Origin of the sequence: Aeromonas sp. YN13HZO-058 (genome assembly GCF_001921245.1) — a bacterium.
In the GTDB taxonomy this organism is placed as follows: Bacteria; Pseudomonadota; Gammaproteobacteria; order Enterobacterales; family Aeromonadaceae; genus Aeromonas; species Aeromonas allosaccharophila.
Map to the genome: position 1 here is coordinate 1 of NZ_MQSY01000059.1, position 15430 is coordinate 15430.

Sequence of the window (15430 nt, forward strand, 5' to 3'; positions counted from 1 at the left end):
ACGGGAGGGGCGTGAATATCAAAGCGTGTTTGCATGAGGCGCTGGGGCGCCCCATGCAACACGTAATTGGGACATAGCCATTTTTTTAGGTTAGAATCGCCGCCCTCATGGCATCAGATGTACTATATGTTGTGCTATTTATTTTAGATGGCACTATTGATTGTGTTTTTGTCGCTGTCATGACGTTGATGCATTCACATAAGGTTGATTGAAAATGGCTAAATCCAACCCGGTGCTGGAGAGTGAACTCGGCTCCCGCCTCATCCCCCTGCAGGAAACGTCCCTCGAGATCTGGGACAGCAAGTATCGTCTCAAGAGCAAGGATGGGGCCCCCATAGATGGCTCTATCGACGAGACCTACCAGCGGGTTGCCCGCGCCCTGGCCGAGCAGGAGTTGGAGCCTGATGCCTGGTATGAGCCCTTCTTGTGGGCGCTGCGCAACGGCGCCATTCCGGCGGGGCGTATCACCTCCAACGCGGGTGCCTTCGAGCACAAGCCGGCCACTTCAACCATCAACTGTACCGTCTCCGGTACCATCGAAGATTCGATGGACGATATTCTCGGCAAGGTGCACGAGGCGGGCCTGACCCTGAAGGCGGGCTGCGGCATTGGTTATGATTTCTCGACCCTGCGTCCGCGCGGCGCCTTCGTCTCGGGTGCCGGTGCCTATACCTCGGGCCCGCTCTCCTTCATGGATATCTACGACAAGATGTGTTTCACCGTCTCGTCAGCTGGCGGTCGGCGCGGCGCCCAGATGGGCACCATGGATATCCGTCACCCCGATGTGATCGAATTCATCCAGGCCAAGCGGGAAGATGGCCGCTTGCGTCAGTTCAATCTCTCCCTGCTCATCACCGAGGATTTCGTCAAGGCGGTGAAAGAGGATGCGCCCTGGTCGCTGATCTTCCCCTACACCGCCAAAGAGGTGGAGCAGGATGGCATTGCGCTAGATGATCCTGCTCAGGTGCTCTGGGCCGACTGGCCCAACAAAGAGGGCGTTGTCTTTAACGAGCTGGGGCAGGTTGCCTGCAAGGTCTACAAAACCATGCCAGCCCGCAAGCTGTGGAATGTCATCATGACCTCCACCTATGACTATGCCGAGCCCGGCTTCATCCTGATCGACAAGGTCAACCAGATGAACAACAACTGGTTCTGTGAAGAGATCCGCGCGACCAACCCCTGTGGCGAGCAGCCGTTGCCACCTTACGGTGCCTGTCTGCTTGGCTCGGTCAATCTGACCAAGTTTGTACGCGACCCTTTTACCGAAAACGCGGCGTTCGATTGGCAGGCGTTTCGCAAGGTGGTGGCCATCTTCACCCGCATGCTCGACAACGTAGTGGAGATCAACCAGCTGCCGCTGGCCAAGCAGCGCGAGGAGATAATTAACAAGCGCCGTCACGGCATGGGTTTCCTGGGGCTTGGTTCGACCCTCACCATGCTGCAGATCAAGTACGGCTCCGCTGCATCCGTGGCCTTTACCGAGCAGGTATCCCAGGAGCTGGCGATGACCGGCTGGCAGGAATCCCTGCGTCTGGCAAGGGAGAAGGGCCCGGCGCCCATCATGGAGCAGGAGTTCGAAGTGACCGGCAAGATGCTGCGTCTGCGCCCGGAAATGGCAGCTGATGGCATCAAGGTGGGTGACAAGTTGAAGGGCAAGGTGCTGCACGCGCGCTATAGCCGCTATATGCAGCAGGTTGCCGAGGTGGATCCTGCGCTGGTCGCCGAGCTGGCGGAAGTGGGCGGGCGTTTCACCCACCACAGCAGCATTGCACCCACCGGCACCATTTCGCTGTCACTGGCCAACAACGCCAGCAACGGTATTGAGCCGAGCTTTGCTCACCACTACAGCCGCAATGTCATCAAGCCGGGCAAGAAGAGCAAAGAGAGTGTGGATGTCTACTCCTTCGAGCTGCTGGCCTACCGCGAGCTGGTGAATCCGGCCGCCATGCCTTACAGCGAAGAGGAGGCGAGCCGTCTGCCGGACTATTTCATTACTGCCGATGACATCAGCCCGGCCCAGCACGTGGACATACAGGCGGCGGCCCAACGCTGGATTGACTCCTCCATCTCCAAGACCGCCAACGTGCCGACCGATTTCCCGTTCGAGCAGTTCAAGGACATCTACATGTATGCCTCGGACTCCGGCCTCAAGGGGTGCACCACCTTCCGCTTCAATCCGGAGGCCTTCCAGGGCGTTCTGGTGAAGGAGAAGGATCTGGAGAACACCCTCTATGAGTTCACTCTGGAAGATGGCTCAGTCATCTCCGTCAAGGGGAACGAAGAGATCGAATACGATGGCGAGCTGCACACTGCCGCCAACCTCTACGACGCCTTGAAAGAAGGCTATTACGGTAAATTCTGAGAACGACATTATGGTCAAGAAGATCGACAAGAAAATCGTCGCCTACAAGGTGCGTACCAAGGATGAGCCGCAAGAAGATCTCTCTGCGCAGGATGACGTGGTGCACATGCACGAAACCGTGCTGCGCCCGGAGCGACTGATGGGCACTACCTACAAGCTGAAGACGCCGGAGCATGTCTCCGAGCACTCGCTGTTTATCACCATCAACGACATCATTCTCAACGAGGGCACGGTTCATGAAACCCGCCGTCCGTTCGAGATCTTCATCAACTCCAAGAGCCTGGAGCACTACCAGTGGATCGTGGCGCTGACCCGCATCATCTCTGCCGTATTCCGCAAGGGTGGGGATGTCACCTTCCTGGTGGAGGAGCTGCGCTCGGTGTTTGATCCCAAGGGCGGCTACTGGAACAAGGGCAAGTATGTGCCGTCGCTGATCGCCGAAATTGGCAACGTGATCGAGAGCCATCTCACCGAGATTGGCATGCTCAAGGCAACCGGACTGGACGAGCATCAGCAGGCGTTCCTGGCCGAGAAGCAGGCCGAGCTGAAGGCGGCTCAGGACGCCGAAGAGCAGCAGGCGAACAGTGGTTTTCCGGCCAATGCCGCGCTCTGCTACAAGTGCCATACCAAGGCGCTGGTGCTGAAGGATGGCTGCATGACCTGCCTCAACTGTGGCGACTCCAAGTGCGGCTGACAGACATGCCCAAGTAGTTGAACGATAGAGAAAAGACCGGCCACAGTGCCGGTCTTTGCATTGCTGTTTTTATGCGCAATCAAATCAGGCGGCCAAGTGATTTGTTGCGCGATAGTAAAATCGGGCGTAGCGTTGAAGGTAATAAAACTGTCACGGCCGTGTGGTTTCAATGACATCTGAGATTCACACACGTGGCCCTTCAGTGCCAAGGAGGATGCTTATGGACAATACGGACCGAAAGCTGTTTATCCTGGATACCAACGTTCTGCTTCACGAACCCCTCGCTATCTACTCCTTCAAAGAGCACGACGTGCTCATCCCCATGACGGTGCTGGAAGAGCTCGATAACATCAAGGATCGCAACAAGGATGTCAGCCGCGACGCGCGGGTGGCCATTCGTGCGCTGGAAGATGTGTTCCGTGATGCAACCCCGGATCAGATCACCCAAGGCGTGCCGCTGGCTGGCGAAGCGAGCGGCAATATCTGCATCTTCAGCGATCACCATCTGCCGCAGGATGCCGAGGTGTTTACCGACAAGGAGGCCGACAACCGCATCATCAACGCGGCCCTCTATCTGCAAAAGCACGAGTTGAAGCGTCAGGTGGTGCTGGTCACCAAAGACATCAACATGCGCCTCAAGGCCAAGGGGGCCGGGCTTGCTCACGTTGAAGATTACCGTAGCGACCAGCTGATCGACGATATCCGCCTGCTGGCTAAAGGCTTTCAGGTTGTGCCCGGCAGCTTTTGGGAGCGGGTTGGCGAGTGCGAGAGCGAGACCCATGGCCGCGACACCATCCATGTGATCGATGCCAATCTGCTGGAAGGCGTTCACGTTAACCAGTACCTGATCGACGAGGAGAACTTCTTCGCCGCCCGGGTGCTCAGCCATGATGGCAACAAGATCCGCATCAAGGATCTGGGGCGCGAGCGACTGATGTCCCGTAAGGCGTGGGGTGTGCATCCCAAGAACGTCTATCAGGGGATGGCGCTGGATGCACTGCTGGATCCGCACATCGATCTGGTGATCCTGACCGGCCCGGCCGGTTGCGGCAAGACCTTGCTGGCCATGGCTGCTGCGCTGGAGCTGGTGATTGAGAAGGGGATCTACGAGAAGGTCATTGTCACCCGGAATACCCCGGAAATTGCCGAGAGCATCGGTTTCCTGCCCGGCACCGAAGAGGAGAAGATGATGCCCTGGCTGGCGGCGGTGACCGACACCCTGGAGGTGCTGCACAAGCAGGACGAGAACATGAGCGGCTCGCTCAGCTACATCATGGAGAAGGCCAACATCCAGTTCAAGTCGGTCAACTTCATGCGCGGGCGCAGCATCCAGAACACCTTCGTGCTGCTGGATGAGTGCCAGAACCTGACAGCCTCCCAGATCAAGACCATCATCACCCGCTGCGGCGAGGGTACCAAGATCGTCTGCTCCGGTAACCTGGCACAGATCGACTCCAACTACCTGAGCCCGGTGACCTCGGGTCTCACCTACATCGTCGAGCGTTTCAAGGATTTCGACGGCAGTGCCAACATCTTCCTCAACGGCGTGGTACGCAGCCGACTGGCTTCGTTCGCCGAGGAAAATCTCTGATTTAGCTGACTATCTTCATATGAAAAAGGGAAGCCACTTGGCTTCCCTTTTTTGATCCCGTCACCAGTTCAGTGTCCTTGGGTCACTGTCCAAGGTAGCGCAGCAGCCCCGGGTGGTTGCTGTGTTGCAGGATGTCGGGTTTGCCCTGCAGGGCGATGCGCCCCTCGTCGACGAACAGCACCTGATCGGCGATGAGCTGGGCATCTTCCGGATTGTGGGAAATCATCAACACGGTGATGCCCTGTTCGCAGGCGAGGCGGGCCACTTCGGCCAGCATCTCCCGACGCAGGGCGGGATCAAGGGCCGAGAAGGGTTCATCCAGCAGTAGCAGCGGTTTTCCACGCACCAGCGCCCGGGCCAGCCCAACTCGCTGCTGCTGGCCGCCGGAGAGCTGCTCCGGCAGGCGGCTTAGCATCTCGCCAAGACCGACTCGCGTGGCTGCATCGATCACCTGTGCCCGCTGTGCGGCGCTCAGGTGCAGGCCAGGGTGTAGACCGATGGCGATGTTGTCGAACACCGACAGGTGGAGGAACAGGTTGTGATCCTGAAACAGGGTGGTGACCGGTCGCTCGGCCGGGCCCAGCGGCAGCAGATCTTCGCCATCGAAGCTGAGGCGGCCCGATTCCACCGGCACGAAGCCGGCGATCATCCCGAGCAGGGTCGATTTGCCTGCGCCGCTTGGGCCAATCAGTGCGGTGATCTCCCCCTTGGGCAGCTTCGCGCTGAAGCTGACGCGCCAGTCGGGGTAGCTGGTCACCAGCGTATCAATGTTCAGCATGTTTTCCTCCAAGCCCCCGTTCCACCAGCCAGAACAGGGAGAAACAGAGTGTCAGCAGTAGCAGGGCGGTGGCGGCTGCCTCGGTCAGTCGGTAGCTGCCGAGCTGCTGGTAGAGCAGCCAGGGCAGGGTGGTGAGCTCCTGACTGCCAAACATGGCGATGGCGCCGAGATCCCCCAGCGAGAGGATCATCGACAGCGCCATCGCCAGTGCCAGCGGGCGGCGCAGCAGCGGCCACTCCACCAGTCGCAGGCGATGCAGGCCGCGCACCCCCAGACTGTCTGCCAGCCGGTCGTATTGGCGCACCACCAGTTGCATGGGGGCGGAGAGGGTGCGCAGCACATAGGGCAGTGCCATCAGGGCGTTGACCAGTACTACCAGCCAGGGGCCAAGGGCAAAAACATCGGTGAACGGCATAAACAGGATAAAGAGGCCGGTGGAGAGCACCACCGCCGGGATCATCAGGATCATCGAGCCGCTGGCCTCCCACATGGCGGCAGCCCGCCGCTGGCGGGTGCGCACCTTGAGGTGACGGCTGGTCAGCAGCAGGCCGCTGCCGAGCAGGGTCGCCAGGGTGCCTGCCGCCAGTGCAATCAGCAGGGACTGGCCGCTCGCCTGCCACAGCTTGCTGGAGGTGAGCGCCGTCAGCAGGCCGGGGTGAAGGCCAGCCACCACGATAGCCAGCAGTGGCGGCAAAAAGATGGCGAGCCCGATGCAGAGCGAGAGCGCATCCACCACGGCCGTGCCCGGCTGATGGCGATCCGGCCGCAGGCAGGGGCGACGTGGAGTCACCCTGCTGGCCGGCGTACTCTGCAGCTTGTGTTGCAGGGCGAGTAGGGCTGCGGTCAGGATAAGTTGCACCAGCGCCAGTCCGCCTGCGGTGGCGAGATCGAAGTCAAAGCGTAGCGCCTGATAGACGGCCACCTCCAGCGTGGTGGATTTCGGCCCGCCTCCCAGCGCCAGCACTGTGGTGAAGCTGGTAAAGCAGAGCATGAAGATGAGGCTGGCAAGTCCCGGCAATATGCCGCGAATAAGCGGCCACTCCAGCAGCCGGAAGATGTGGTTTGATCGCATGCCGAGCTGGCTGGCGAGGCGCCAGCTCGATTCGGGGATACTATCTATGCTCTGCAGCATCAGCCGTGCCGCCAGTGGCATGTTGAAGAAGACGTGGGCCAGCAGGATGCCAAACAGGCCGTAGAGGTAGTTGCCGGGATCCTGCCCCAGTGAGCGCAGCAGTTGCGGCAGCCACCCCTGTTTGCCGTGTACCGCCACGATGCCGAAGATGGCGATGATGACCGGCAGCACCAGCGAGAGGCCGAACAGCTTGATCAGCAGGGTGCGGCCAACGAAACGGCGCCGCGCCAGCGCGCGGGCCACCGGAATGGCCAGCCCCAGGCTCAGCAGGGTGGAGAGCAGTGCCTGCCCCAGACTGAACCCCAGCACATGGCGCAGATAAGGATCTGCGAGCAGGGTGCGGGGTGCCAGCGCACCGGCCTGCCACAACAGGGCCGCCAGCGGCCCGAGAGATAACAGCAGGATCAACAGGGTGGCTGCACTGCCCGGCAGCCACCAGAGGGGACGAGCCTGTGGTTTCAGATAACGGCTCACTGGGTGACGGCTTGCAGCCACTCGCGGATCCACCCTTTGCGATTGGCGGCGACCTCATCGCTGCTGAAGGCGAGCGGCTTGGCTACAGTGATCATCTGCTCGAAGCCCTTGGGCAGCGGCGTGTCGATCACCGGATACATCCAGTTACCGGTCGGGATTTCCTGCTGGAAGGCGGGGCTCACCATAAATTGCAGGAACTGCTCAGCCAGCTTCTCCTGTTTGGCGCTCTTCAGTTTGGCGGCCACTTCCACCTGACGGTAGTGCCCCTCCTCAAACGCCGCCGCCTGATACTGGGGCTTGTTCTCGGCAATCAGGTGATAGGCCGGAGAGGTGGTGTAGGAGAGCACCATGTCCGCTTCGCCATCGAGGAACATGCCATAGGCCTCTGACCACCCTTTGGTGACGGTGACCGTCTTCTTGGCCAGCTCGGCCCAGGCGGCAGGCGCCTTGTCGCCGTAGACAGACTTCATCCACAGCATCAGCCCCTGTCCCGGGGTGGAGGTGCGGGGATCCTGATAGATCACCTTGAGGTCGGGGCGCTCCACCAGCTCTTTCAGGCTCTTGGGTGGCTGCTTGAGTTTGTCCTTGTCATAGACAAAGGCGAAGTAGCCATAGTCGTAGGGGACAAAGGTGTCGTCCTGCCAGCCACCCGGCACCTTGATGCCGTTGAGCTTGGCGGGATGGGGGGCGAACAGGCCGCTCTGCTTGGCTTCACTGATGAGGGCATCGTCGAGCCCCAGCACCAGATCAGCTTTGCTGTGGTTGCCCTCCAGTCGCAGCCGGTTGAGGATGGCCACGCCATCTTCGAGGGGAACCAGATTGAGGGTGCAGCCGCACTCTTTCTCGAAGGCTTGTTTGATCTTGGGCCCCGGACCCCACTCGGCAGTGAAGGAGCTGTAGGTGTAGACGGTGAGGGTGTCGGCGGCGAACACATTGGCCGACAGCAGGCCGGTGGTGACCAGCAGCAGGGTCTTCATGGGTGGCACTCCCTATTACTTGTTAATAACGAGGTGCCAGCGGGTGAGGGCGCAAAAAATGAGCGCCATGCCTCAAATTCCTCCGCCAGCATTATCTGGATCAGGTACACGGGTATAATCTCAGCGGTAAACCGCACCCCGTTTGAGAAACGAATCGCATTGTATTAACGTTCTTTTGGGTAGACCAGCACAATTGTGCAATACCCATGAGATGACGCCCACCCAACAGAGGATGTTCGCGTGCTTACCAATACCAAGGAAAGGCGTGCCTTTGCGCGCATGGTCATCAATGCTCCGGTCACCGTCTATCAGCAGCAGCTGGTGCTGGAGGGGATCTGCCGGGATCTCAGTGCCAACGGCATGGGGATTGCGGTCTCTGAACACCAGCTCGACATCAATCAGCCCATCCGGATCAGTCTTGCCACCAACAACAACCTGTTGCCTCCCTTTGAAGCCCATGCCCGTATTATCCGGGTGCTGGAGGAGGAGAGCGGGTTGCTGCTGGCGGTAGAGTTTCTGCCTCAGGGTTAATCCTTTCTCTTCCTATCGGCAGAGGGAGGGGATTACCCTTTTTCCTGAACCGGTTGCACACTCAACTGCTTGCTATCGACCAGCGTTTTGCTGGTCGATGCTATTTGGCCAGCAGGCAAGGTGGCGGGGCCGGTGGGTTCGAGCAGCAGGTAGTTCTGCCCCTGCCAGTTGAGAGTCACATCCCCCGGCTTGGCGGGCAGGTCAACGGCCAGCAGCGCATGGCCGGGGATGAACACCATGGCCTGTTTCAGCTCGGGAAAGAGCTGGGCCAGCAGGGCGGCCATCAGGGTTACCTTGCTGTCGCAGTCGCCCCGGTTCTGCTCCAATACCTGACGGGGCGGGAGAAAGCCCTTGCCCTGCCTGCCGTTCAGGCTGTCGAGCTGCTGATAGGGGATGCTCTGGATAAAGGTGAGCATATGGGCCACGGTTTTCTGGCGCGCTTCTGTTTCGGTACTGCCCTGCTGTTTGAGTTGATCCGCCAGTGGAGCCAGCCCGCTGCGACTCTCCAGCGCTATGCGCACATGATCCTGCTTCACCGCCAGCTGCCCGTCGGGGGTGTTGAAGTACTGGAAGTAGTGTTTGGTCAGCCACGCCTGCTCCTCTTTGCTCCGCTGGGACTGCAGAAAGGCCATCGCCTCGCGCGCCTTGTCCTGATTGCGGCTTTTCAGATGCAGCTCCAGCGAGGGACGGGCGAGGGTGAACTGCACCTCGGGGTAGTTCTGGCGCACCTCCCGCAGTAACACCTGCAACACCTCCTCCTGCATTCTCGCCGGGCGATAGGCGATAAGGGGCGGCAACTTGCCCTGTTCGAGCCGGTAGGTGAGCTGCTGGGGTTTGCCTTCGCTATCCTGCCAGCCGACGCTGATCTGGCCGAGGCTGTTGTTGAAGCTGGTTTGGCTGGCCCCCGCAGGCAGGGCAAGCAGCAGGGCACAGAGCAGAGGAATTGCCGTCGGTCTCTTCATCATCCTTTCCTGTGGCACGGGCCAGTTCCGGTGGCCCAAAGTGGGAAGCGTAGCAGACAGTAAAACAGGGAGCCGAAGCTCCCTGTTGATTCTACTCGTTTTTTTGCAACTGGCGCGTTAAATCCAGCTCGGCTGCTTCGCCTCAAAGGCGCTGATGGCGGCCTCGTGCTGCAGGGTCAGACCGATGGCATCCAAGCCGTTGAGCAGGCAGTAACGGCGGAACTCGTCGATCTCGAAACCGAAGCTGAGGCTACCTGCGCGCACCTGATTGGCTTCCAGATCCACTTCAATCTGGATGCCCGGTTTGGCTGCCACCAGCTGGAACAGGGCGTCAACCTCCTCCTCCTTCAGGCGCACCGGTACCATGCCGTTGTTGATGGCGTTGCCGTAGAAAATGTCGGCAAAGCTCGGCGCTATGATGGTCTTGAAGCCGTAGTCGGCCAGCGCCCAGGGGGCGTGCTCGCGGCTCGACCCGCAGCCGAAGTTCTCGCGGGCCAGCAGAATGCTGGCTCCGGCGAATTGCGGTTGGTTGAGCACGAACTCGGGGTTGGGCTGCTCGCCGGCATCGTCGAGGAAGCGCCAGTCGTGGAACAGGTGCTTGCCAAAACCGATGCGGTTTACTTTTTGTAAAAACTGTTTGGGAATGATGGCGTCGGTGTCGACGTTGGCGCTGTCGAGGGGGACGACGATCCCTTTATGCTGTTTGAATCCTGTCATCGTAATGTCCTCTTACAGTACGCGAATGTCGGCGAAGCGGCCGGTGACGGCAGCGGCGGCGGCCATGGCCGGGCTCACCAGGTGAGTGCGGCCGGCGCGGCCCTGACGCCCTTCGAAGTTGCGGTTGCTGGTGGAGGCGCAGCGCTCTCCCGGTTGCAGCCGGTCGTTGTTCATGGCCAGACACATGGAGCAGCCGGGCAGGCGCCACTCAAAACCAGCCTCGATGAAGATCTTGTCCAGACCCTCGGCTTCGGCCTGTGCCTTCACCTGCTCGGAGCCCGGCACCACCAGCGCCTGTACGCCAGCAGCGACCTTGCGACCGCGGGCGATGGCGGCTGCGGCGCGCAGATCCTCGATGCGGCTGTTGGTGCACGACCCGATGAACACCTTGTCGATGGCGACGTCGGAGAGCTTCTGGCCCGGTTGCAAGTCCATGTAGGCGAGCGCCTTGCGGGCGGACTGCTGCTCCATCAGATCGCTAAAGGATTCCGGTGCCGGAATGGGTTCATTAACGGCAATCACCTGCCCCGGATTGGTACCCCAGGTGACCTGCGGGGCGATGTCGGCGGCGTCCAGCGCCACTTCAGCATCAAACTTGGCATCGGCGTCGCTCTTGAGGCTCTGCCAGTAGGCGATAGCCTGCTCCAGTACCTCGCCCTTGGGGGCAAACTCCTTGCCACGAATGTAGTCGATGGTGGTCTGGTCGGGGGCGATCATGCCGGCCTTGGCGCCGAGCTCGATGGCCATGTTGCACACCGTCATCCGCCCTTCCATGGTGAGCCCTTCGATGGCTTCGCCAGCGAACTCCACCACGTAGCCGGTACCGCCAGCGTGGCCAACTTTACCGATGATAGCCAGCACTACATCCTTGGCGCTGATCCCCTCGGCCAGCTTGCCGTTGACCGAAATCCGCATGGTCTTGGCACGGCCCTGTTTCAGGGTCTGGGTGGCCATAACATGTTCCACCTCGGAAGTGCCGATGCCGAACGCCAGTGAACCGAAGGCACCGTGGGTGGCGGTGTGGGAGTCGCCACAGACGATGGTGGTTCCGGGCAATGTGATACCGAGCTCGGGGCCCATCACATGGACGATCCCCTGATATTTGTGGTTGAGATCGTAGAGGCGAACCCCGAACTCTTTGCAGTTGTCGGCCAGCGTCTCCATCTGGATGCGGGCCATCTCGCCGGAGGCAGCGATGTCCTTGGTGGTGGTGGAGACGTTGTGATCCATGGTGGCCCAGGTCAGATCCGGGCGGCGCAGCTGGCGGTTCATGGCGCGCAGGCCGTCAAATGCCTGCGGGCTGGTCACTTCATGCACCAGGTGGCGGTCGATGTAGATGAGGGGCGTTTCCCCTTCCACTTCCCGTACCACGTGGGCGTCGAATACTTTCTGATAGAGGGTCTTGGCCATTGCTTCTCTCTTCCTTGTTATCTGTTCTTCAGCTCAGATCCGGGCGGCGATCTGGCTGCCCATCTCGGACGTGCTCTGCACCGGATGGCGGGCGCTGGCCTGATGCAGGTCGGCGGTGAAGTAACCCTCGGCCAGGGTCTGGGCCACGGCCTGCTCGATGGCCTGGGCGGCAGACTCTTGGCCCAGGCTGTAACGCAGCATCAGGGCGGCGGAGAGGATCTGGGCGATGGGGTTGGCGATCCCTTTGCCTGCGATATCGGGAGCTGAGCCACCGGCCGGTTCGAACAGGCCGAAACCCGATTCGTTGAGGCTGGCGGAGGGGAGCAGCCCCATGGAGCCGGTGATCATGGCGCACTCGTCGGAGAGGATGTCGCCGAACAGGTTGGAGCAGAGCAGCACATCGAACTGGGACGGATCCTTGATGAGCTGCATGGTGGCGTTGTCGATATACATATGGTTCAGTTCGACATCGGGATAATCCTTGGCTACTTGAGTCACCACCTCACGCCACAGGATGGAGGAGGCGAGCACGTTGGCCTTGTCGATGGAGGTGACCTTGCCACGGCGAACACGAGCCGATTCGAAGGCGATCTTGGCGATGCGTTCGATCTCGAAGCGATGGTACACCTCGGTGTCGAATGCCTTCTCGTTCGCCCCTTCTCCCTCGCGCCCTTTGGGCTGGCCGAAGTAGATGCCGCCGGTCAGCTCGCGCACGCAGGCGATGTCAAAACCGCGATCGGAGATGTCGGCGCGCAGCGGGGAGAACTGCTCCAGACCGGTGTAGATACGGGCAGGGCGCAGGTTGCAGAACAGTTTGAAGTGAGCGCGCAGGGGCAGCAAGGCTCCACGCTCCGGCTGATCGTTGGGCGGCAGATGTTCCCACTTCGGGCCGCCGACCGAGCCAAACAGCACGGCATCGGCCGCCTCGCAGCCTGCAATGGTGCTCTGGGGCAGCGGGGTGCCGTGGTTGTCGATGGCGATGCCGCCCACGTCATGGCGATCATACTCGAGGGCGAAACCGAACTTGGCCTGCACCTTTTCCAGCACCTTGACGGCCTCGGCCATCACTTCCGGGCCAATGCCGTCACCCGGTAATACTGCGATCCGATAACTGCTCATACTGTCTCCGTCTTGATAGTGTTATTTCGTTCCATCTGTTCGGCGACCTGATCGGCGCGCCAGATGCTGTTGATCACATGGAGCAGGGCGTGGGCCGAGGATTCGATGATGTCGGTGGCCAGTCCCATGCCGTGGAATTTGCGCCCCTTGTATTCGGCGACGATATCGACCTGACCGAGGGCATCTTCCCCCTCGCCCTTGCTCTTGAGGGCATATTTGTCGATGCGGATCTCATAACCGGTAATGCGGTTGATGCACTGGTAGACCGCATCCACCGGGCCGTTGCCGGTAGCCGCTTCGCAGATCAGATCCTGCCCCACTTTCAATTTGACCGAGGCGGTGGCCAGCACCGAGCTACCGCTCTGCACCCCGAGGTACTCCAGCTTGAAGTGCTCCGGCTCTTCGTGGATCTGGCTGAAGAAGGCCAGCGCTTCGAGGTCGTAGTCGAACACCTGTCCCTTCTTGTCGGCCAGGGTCAGGAACTTGCCGTAGAGGTGGTCGAGGTCGTAGCTGCTCTCGGCGTAGCCCATGGACTCCATCCGGTGCTTGATGACGTGGCGGCCGGAGCGGGAGGTCATGTTGAGGTTGTTCTGGGTCAGACCAATGCTCTCGGGAGTGATGATTTCGTAGGTATTTTTCGCCTTGAGCACCCCATCCTGATGGATGCCGGAGCTGTGGGAGAAGGCGTTGGCCCCGACGATCGCCTTGTTGGGCTGCACCGGCATGTTGCAGAGCTGGCTGACCAGGGTGCTGGTGCGATGAATTTCGTTGTGACGGATATTGGTTTGCACCCCGAGCAGGTCGGCGCGGGTCTTCAGGATCATCGCCACCTCTTCCAGCGAGCAGTTGCCCGCCCGTTCACCGATGCCGTTGATGGTGCACTCGATCTGGCGGGCTCCCATCTGCACCGCGCCGATGGAGTTGGCCACCGAGAGCCCCAGATCGTCGTGGCAGTGGACCGAGATGATGGCCTTGTCGATGTTGGGGACCCGGTTGAACAGGGTGTGGATGATGCCGGAGAACTCGGTCGGTACCGTGTAGCCCACGGTATCGGGGATATTGATGGTGCGGGCCCCCGCCTTGATGGCGGCTTCTACCATGCGGCAGAGATTATCAATCGGCGTGCGGCCTGCATCCTCGCAGGAGAACTCCACATCGTCGGTGTAGCGCAGGGCGTGCTTGATGGCGCCGACCCCCATCTCCAGCACATCCTCGAAGCTCTTTTTCAGCTTGCTCTCCACATGGATGGAGGAGGTGGAGATAAAGGTGTGGATGCGAAACGCATCGGCGACCCGCAAGGCTTCACCGGCAGCGTCGATATCCTTGGGCAGGGCGCGGGCGAGGGCGCAGACCCGGCTGTTTTTGATGTGGCGTGCTATGGTCTGCACCGATTGAAAATCGCCGGGAGAGGAGACCGGGAAGCCCACCTCCATGACGTCGACACCGAGCCGCTCCAGTGCCTGGGCGATCTGCAGCTTCTCCTTGACTGTCAAACTGGCCGCCAGGGCCTGCTCACCATCACGCAAGGTGGTGTCGAATATGATGACCCGATCTGACATGTGACTTCCCTCTTCCTAAGTTCGGTAACGTGCATCCTGCGGCGGCATAAAAAAACCCGTGCAGGGTGCACGGGTTTTTGTAAATTCCGGCGATGCCTTAGCCCGGCTACAAGGATCCCGCGCGAGTTAACGCGATTAGGGAGATTAGTAGTAGCGGGGTGGCGATATGCATGACGTTGTTATTCCTTCCAGTCGATAACGCTTTTACCAATATCGAGATTTTTATGCTGTGTCAACACGGAAGGTCAGGGGCAATCTGCTGACGTATTTAATCGGATTGTAAAGGATTGCAAATTTCCTTGTCCCATATTCGGCCCATGACCGATTATCTGGTCATTCCTGCTGTGCTCTATTCTCTGCACAACCAGATCGACTTATCAGCATTGGCTGAATTATCTGAGGTGTTAAATGGAAAAACGTAGACCTGGTCGTCCGGTCGGACGTTCTGACATTCGTGACAAGTTGCTTGCTGCCGCCCGTGAGCGTTTTCTCAATACTCCCTATAGCAAGGTGACTACACGCGAAATTGCCGAGCTTGCTGGCTCCAATCTGGCAATGATCCACTACTACTTCGGCAGTAAAGAGGGTCTTTACAAAGCGGTGCTGGGCGATGTCGCCGAGCCCCTCGACCATGCCTGGCAAGATGAACACAGCAATCACAGCCTCAACGAGCTGCTCAACACCTACTATCAGGTGATGGCGCCCAATAGCGAGCTGACCTCGGCCATCTCCAGCGCATTGTCGACCGAGAAGAGCCCTGGCCGGGATTTTGTGCTGAACCGCCTGCTGGAACGTCAGCTGCCGCAGTTCGATGCCCTGCTGGAAACCATGAAGTCCAACGGCGAGCTGGGTGACAACCTGGATCCCGAGATGCTGAAGATCTCTTTCCTCAGCATGATGTGGCAGCCGTTCGTGATGAAAGATCTCTACGAGCAGGTGTTTGGCCTGAAAGTGGATGAGCACTTCATGGCCCGTCTGGCGGATCACAACTGCCGTCTGATGGAGACCGGCCTGCGCGGCAGCCACTGATTTTGCCGCAACATCGAGATTAAAAAGGGCCATTCGGCCCTTTTTTCATAAATCTGTTATCCCTCGTTCAACGTAACGTCATCCCGCTTTCCTAC

General features: G+C 59.9%; 13 protein-coding genes and 1 riboswitch. Of the genes, 5 read left to right on the plus strand and 8 right to left on the minus strand.

Going from position 1 to position 15430, the window contains the following annotated elements; genetic code table 11:
- Positions 1-214 precede the first annotated feature (214 nt).
- The 3 genes from BSP75_RS14440 (at position 215) to BSP75_RS14450 (ending at position 4647) form a co-directional block, all read left to right on the plus strand.
- Positions 215-2362 (plus strand): adenosylcobalamin-dependent ribonucleoside-diphosphate reductase, encoded by a 2148-nt coding sequence (locus BSP75_RS14440; protein ID WP_075113662.1) that lies wholly within the window; start codon positions 215-217, stop codon positions 2360-2362.
- Between the two features lie 10 nt (positions 2363-2372).
- A complete protein-coding gene (locus BSP75_RS14445) occupies positions 2373-3056 on the plus strand; it encodes an NrdJb (RefSeq protein ID WP_058053024.1) in 684 nt (227 codons plus the stop codon).
- A gap of 220 nt (positions 3057-3276) precedes the next feature.
- A complete protein-coding gene (locus tag BSP75_RS14450) occupies positions 3277-4647 on the plus strand; it encodes a PhoH family protein (RefSeq protein WP_042010873.1) in 1371 nt (456 codons plus the stop codon).
- 82 nt (positions 4648-4729) lie between these two features.
- On the opposite strand, the gene thiQ is transcribed toward BSP75_RS14450, so the two are convergent.
- Genes thiQ through thiB form a run of 3 tightly spaced genes read right to left on the minus strand, consistent with a single transcriptional unit; the run spans position 4730 to position 8008 of the window.
- On the minus strand, positions 4730-5425 hold the full coding sequence (gene thiQ, locus BSP75_RS14455; RefSeq protein ID WP_075113663.1) for a thiamine ABC transporter ATP-binding protein: 696 nt from the start codon (positions 5423-5425) through the stop codon (positions 4730-4732).
- Positions 5412-7031, minus strand: a complete 1620-nt coding sequence (gene thiP, locus BSP75_RS14460) for a thiamine/thiamine pyrophosphate ABC transporter permease (protein ID WP_075113664.1) — start codon at positions 7029-7031, stop codon at positions 5412-5414. Before thiP ends, thiQ begins: the two co-directional genes overlap by 14 nt.
- A complete protein-coding gene (gene thiB, locus BSP75_RS14465) occupies positions 7028-8008 on the minus strand; it encodes a thiamine ABC transporter substrate binding subunit (protein WP_075113665.1) in 981 nt (326 codons plus the stop codon). Before thiB ends, thiP begins: the two co-directional genes overlap by 4 nt.
- A 60-nt stretch (positions 8009-8068) precedes the next feature.
- Positions 8069-8159: riboswitch (TPP riboswitch) on the minus strand.
- Between the two features lie 89 nt (positions 8160-8248).
- Between thiB and BSP75_RS14470 the strand changes: the two genes are divergently transcribed.
- Positions 8249-8539: a PilZ domain-containing protein gene (locus tag BSP75_RS14470; RefSeq protein ID WP_005339160.1), complete on the plus strand. Its 291-nt coding sequence runs from the start codon at positions 8249-8251 to the stop codon at positions 8537-8539.
- A gap of 32 nt (positions 8540-8571) precedes the next feature.
- Here the strand turns inward: BSP75_RS14470 and BSP75_RS14475 are convergent, their stop codons facing one another.
- The 5 genes from BSP75_RS14475 to leuA all read right to left on the minus strand — a co-directional run bounded on the left by BSP75_RS14475 (position 8572) and on the right by leuA (position 14306).
- Positions 8572-9501: a hypothetical protein gene (locus BSP75_RS14475; protein ID WP_075113666.1), complete on the minus strand. Its 930-nt coding sequence runs from the start codon at positions 9499-9501 to the stop codon at positions 8572-8574.
- Between the two features lie 117 nt (positions 9502-9618).
- Positions 9619-10218 (minus strand): 3-isopropylmalate dehydratase small subunit, encoded by a 600-nt coding sequence (leuD, locus tag BSP75_RS14480; RefSeq protein ID WP_075113667.1) that lies wholly within the window; start codon positions 10216-10218, stop codon positions 9619-9621.
- Between the two features lie 12 nt (positions 10219-10230).
- A complete protein-coding gene (leuC, locus tag BSP75_RS14485) occupies positions 10231-11628 on the minus strand; it encodes a 3-isopropylmalate dehydratase large subunit (RefSeq protein ID WP_075113668.1) in 1398 nt (465 codons plus the stop codon).
- A gap of 33 nt (positions 11629-11661) precedes the next feature.
- Positions 11662-12747, minus strand: coding sequence for a 3-isopropylmalate dehydrogenase (leuB, locus tag BSP75_RS14490; protein ID WP_075113669.1), 1086 nt, complete (start codon positions 12745-12747; stop codon positions 11662-11664).
- On the minus strand, positions 12744-14306 hold the full coding sequence (leuA, locus tag BSP75_RS14495; RefSeq protein ID WP_075113670.1) for a 2-isopropylmalate synthase: 1563 nt from the start codon (positions 14304-14306) through the stop codon (positions 12744-12746). The genes leuB and leuA overlap by 4 nt, the downstream gene beginning before the upstream one ends.
- Before the next feature lie 408 nt (positions 14307-14714).
- Here leuA and BSP75_RS14500 point away from each other — a divergent pair, with 408 nt between their 5' ends.
- Complete coding sequence (locus BSP75_RS14500) at positions 14715-15335, plus strand: TetR/AcrR family transcriptional regulator (RefSeq protein ID WP_042059830.1); 621 nt, start codon at positions 14715-14717, stop codon at positions 15333-15335.
- Positions 15336-15430 lie beyond the last annotated feature (95 nt).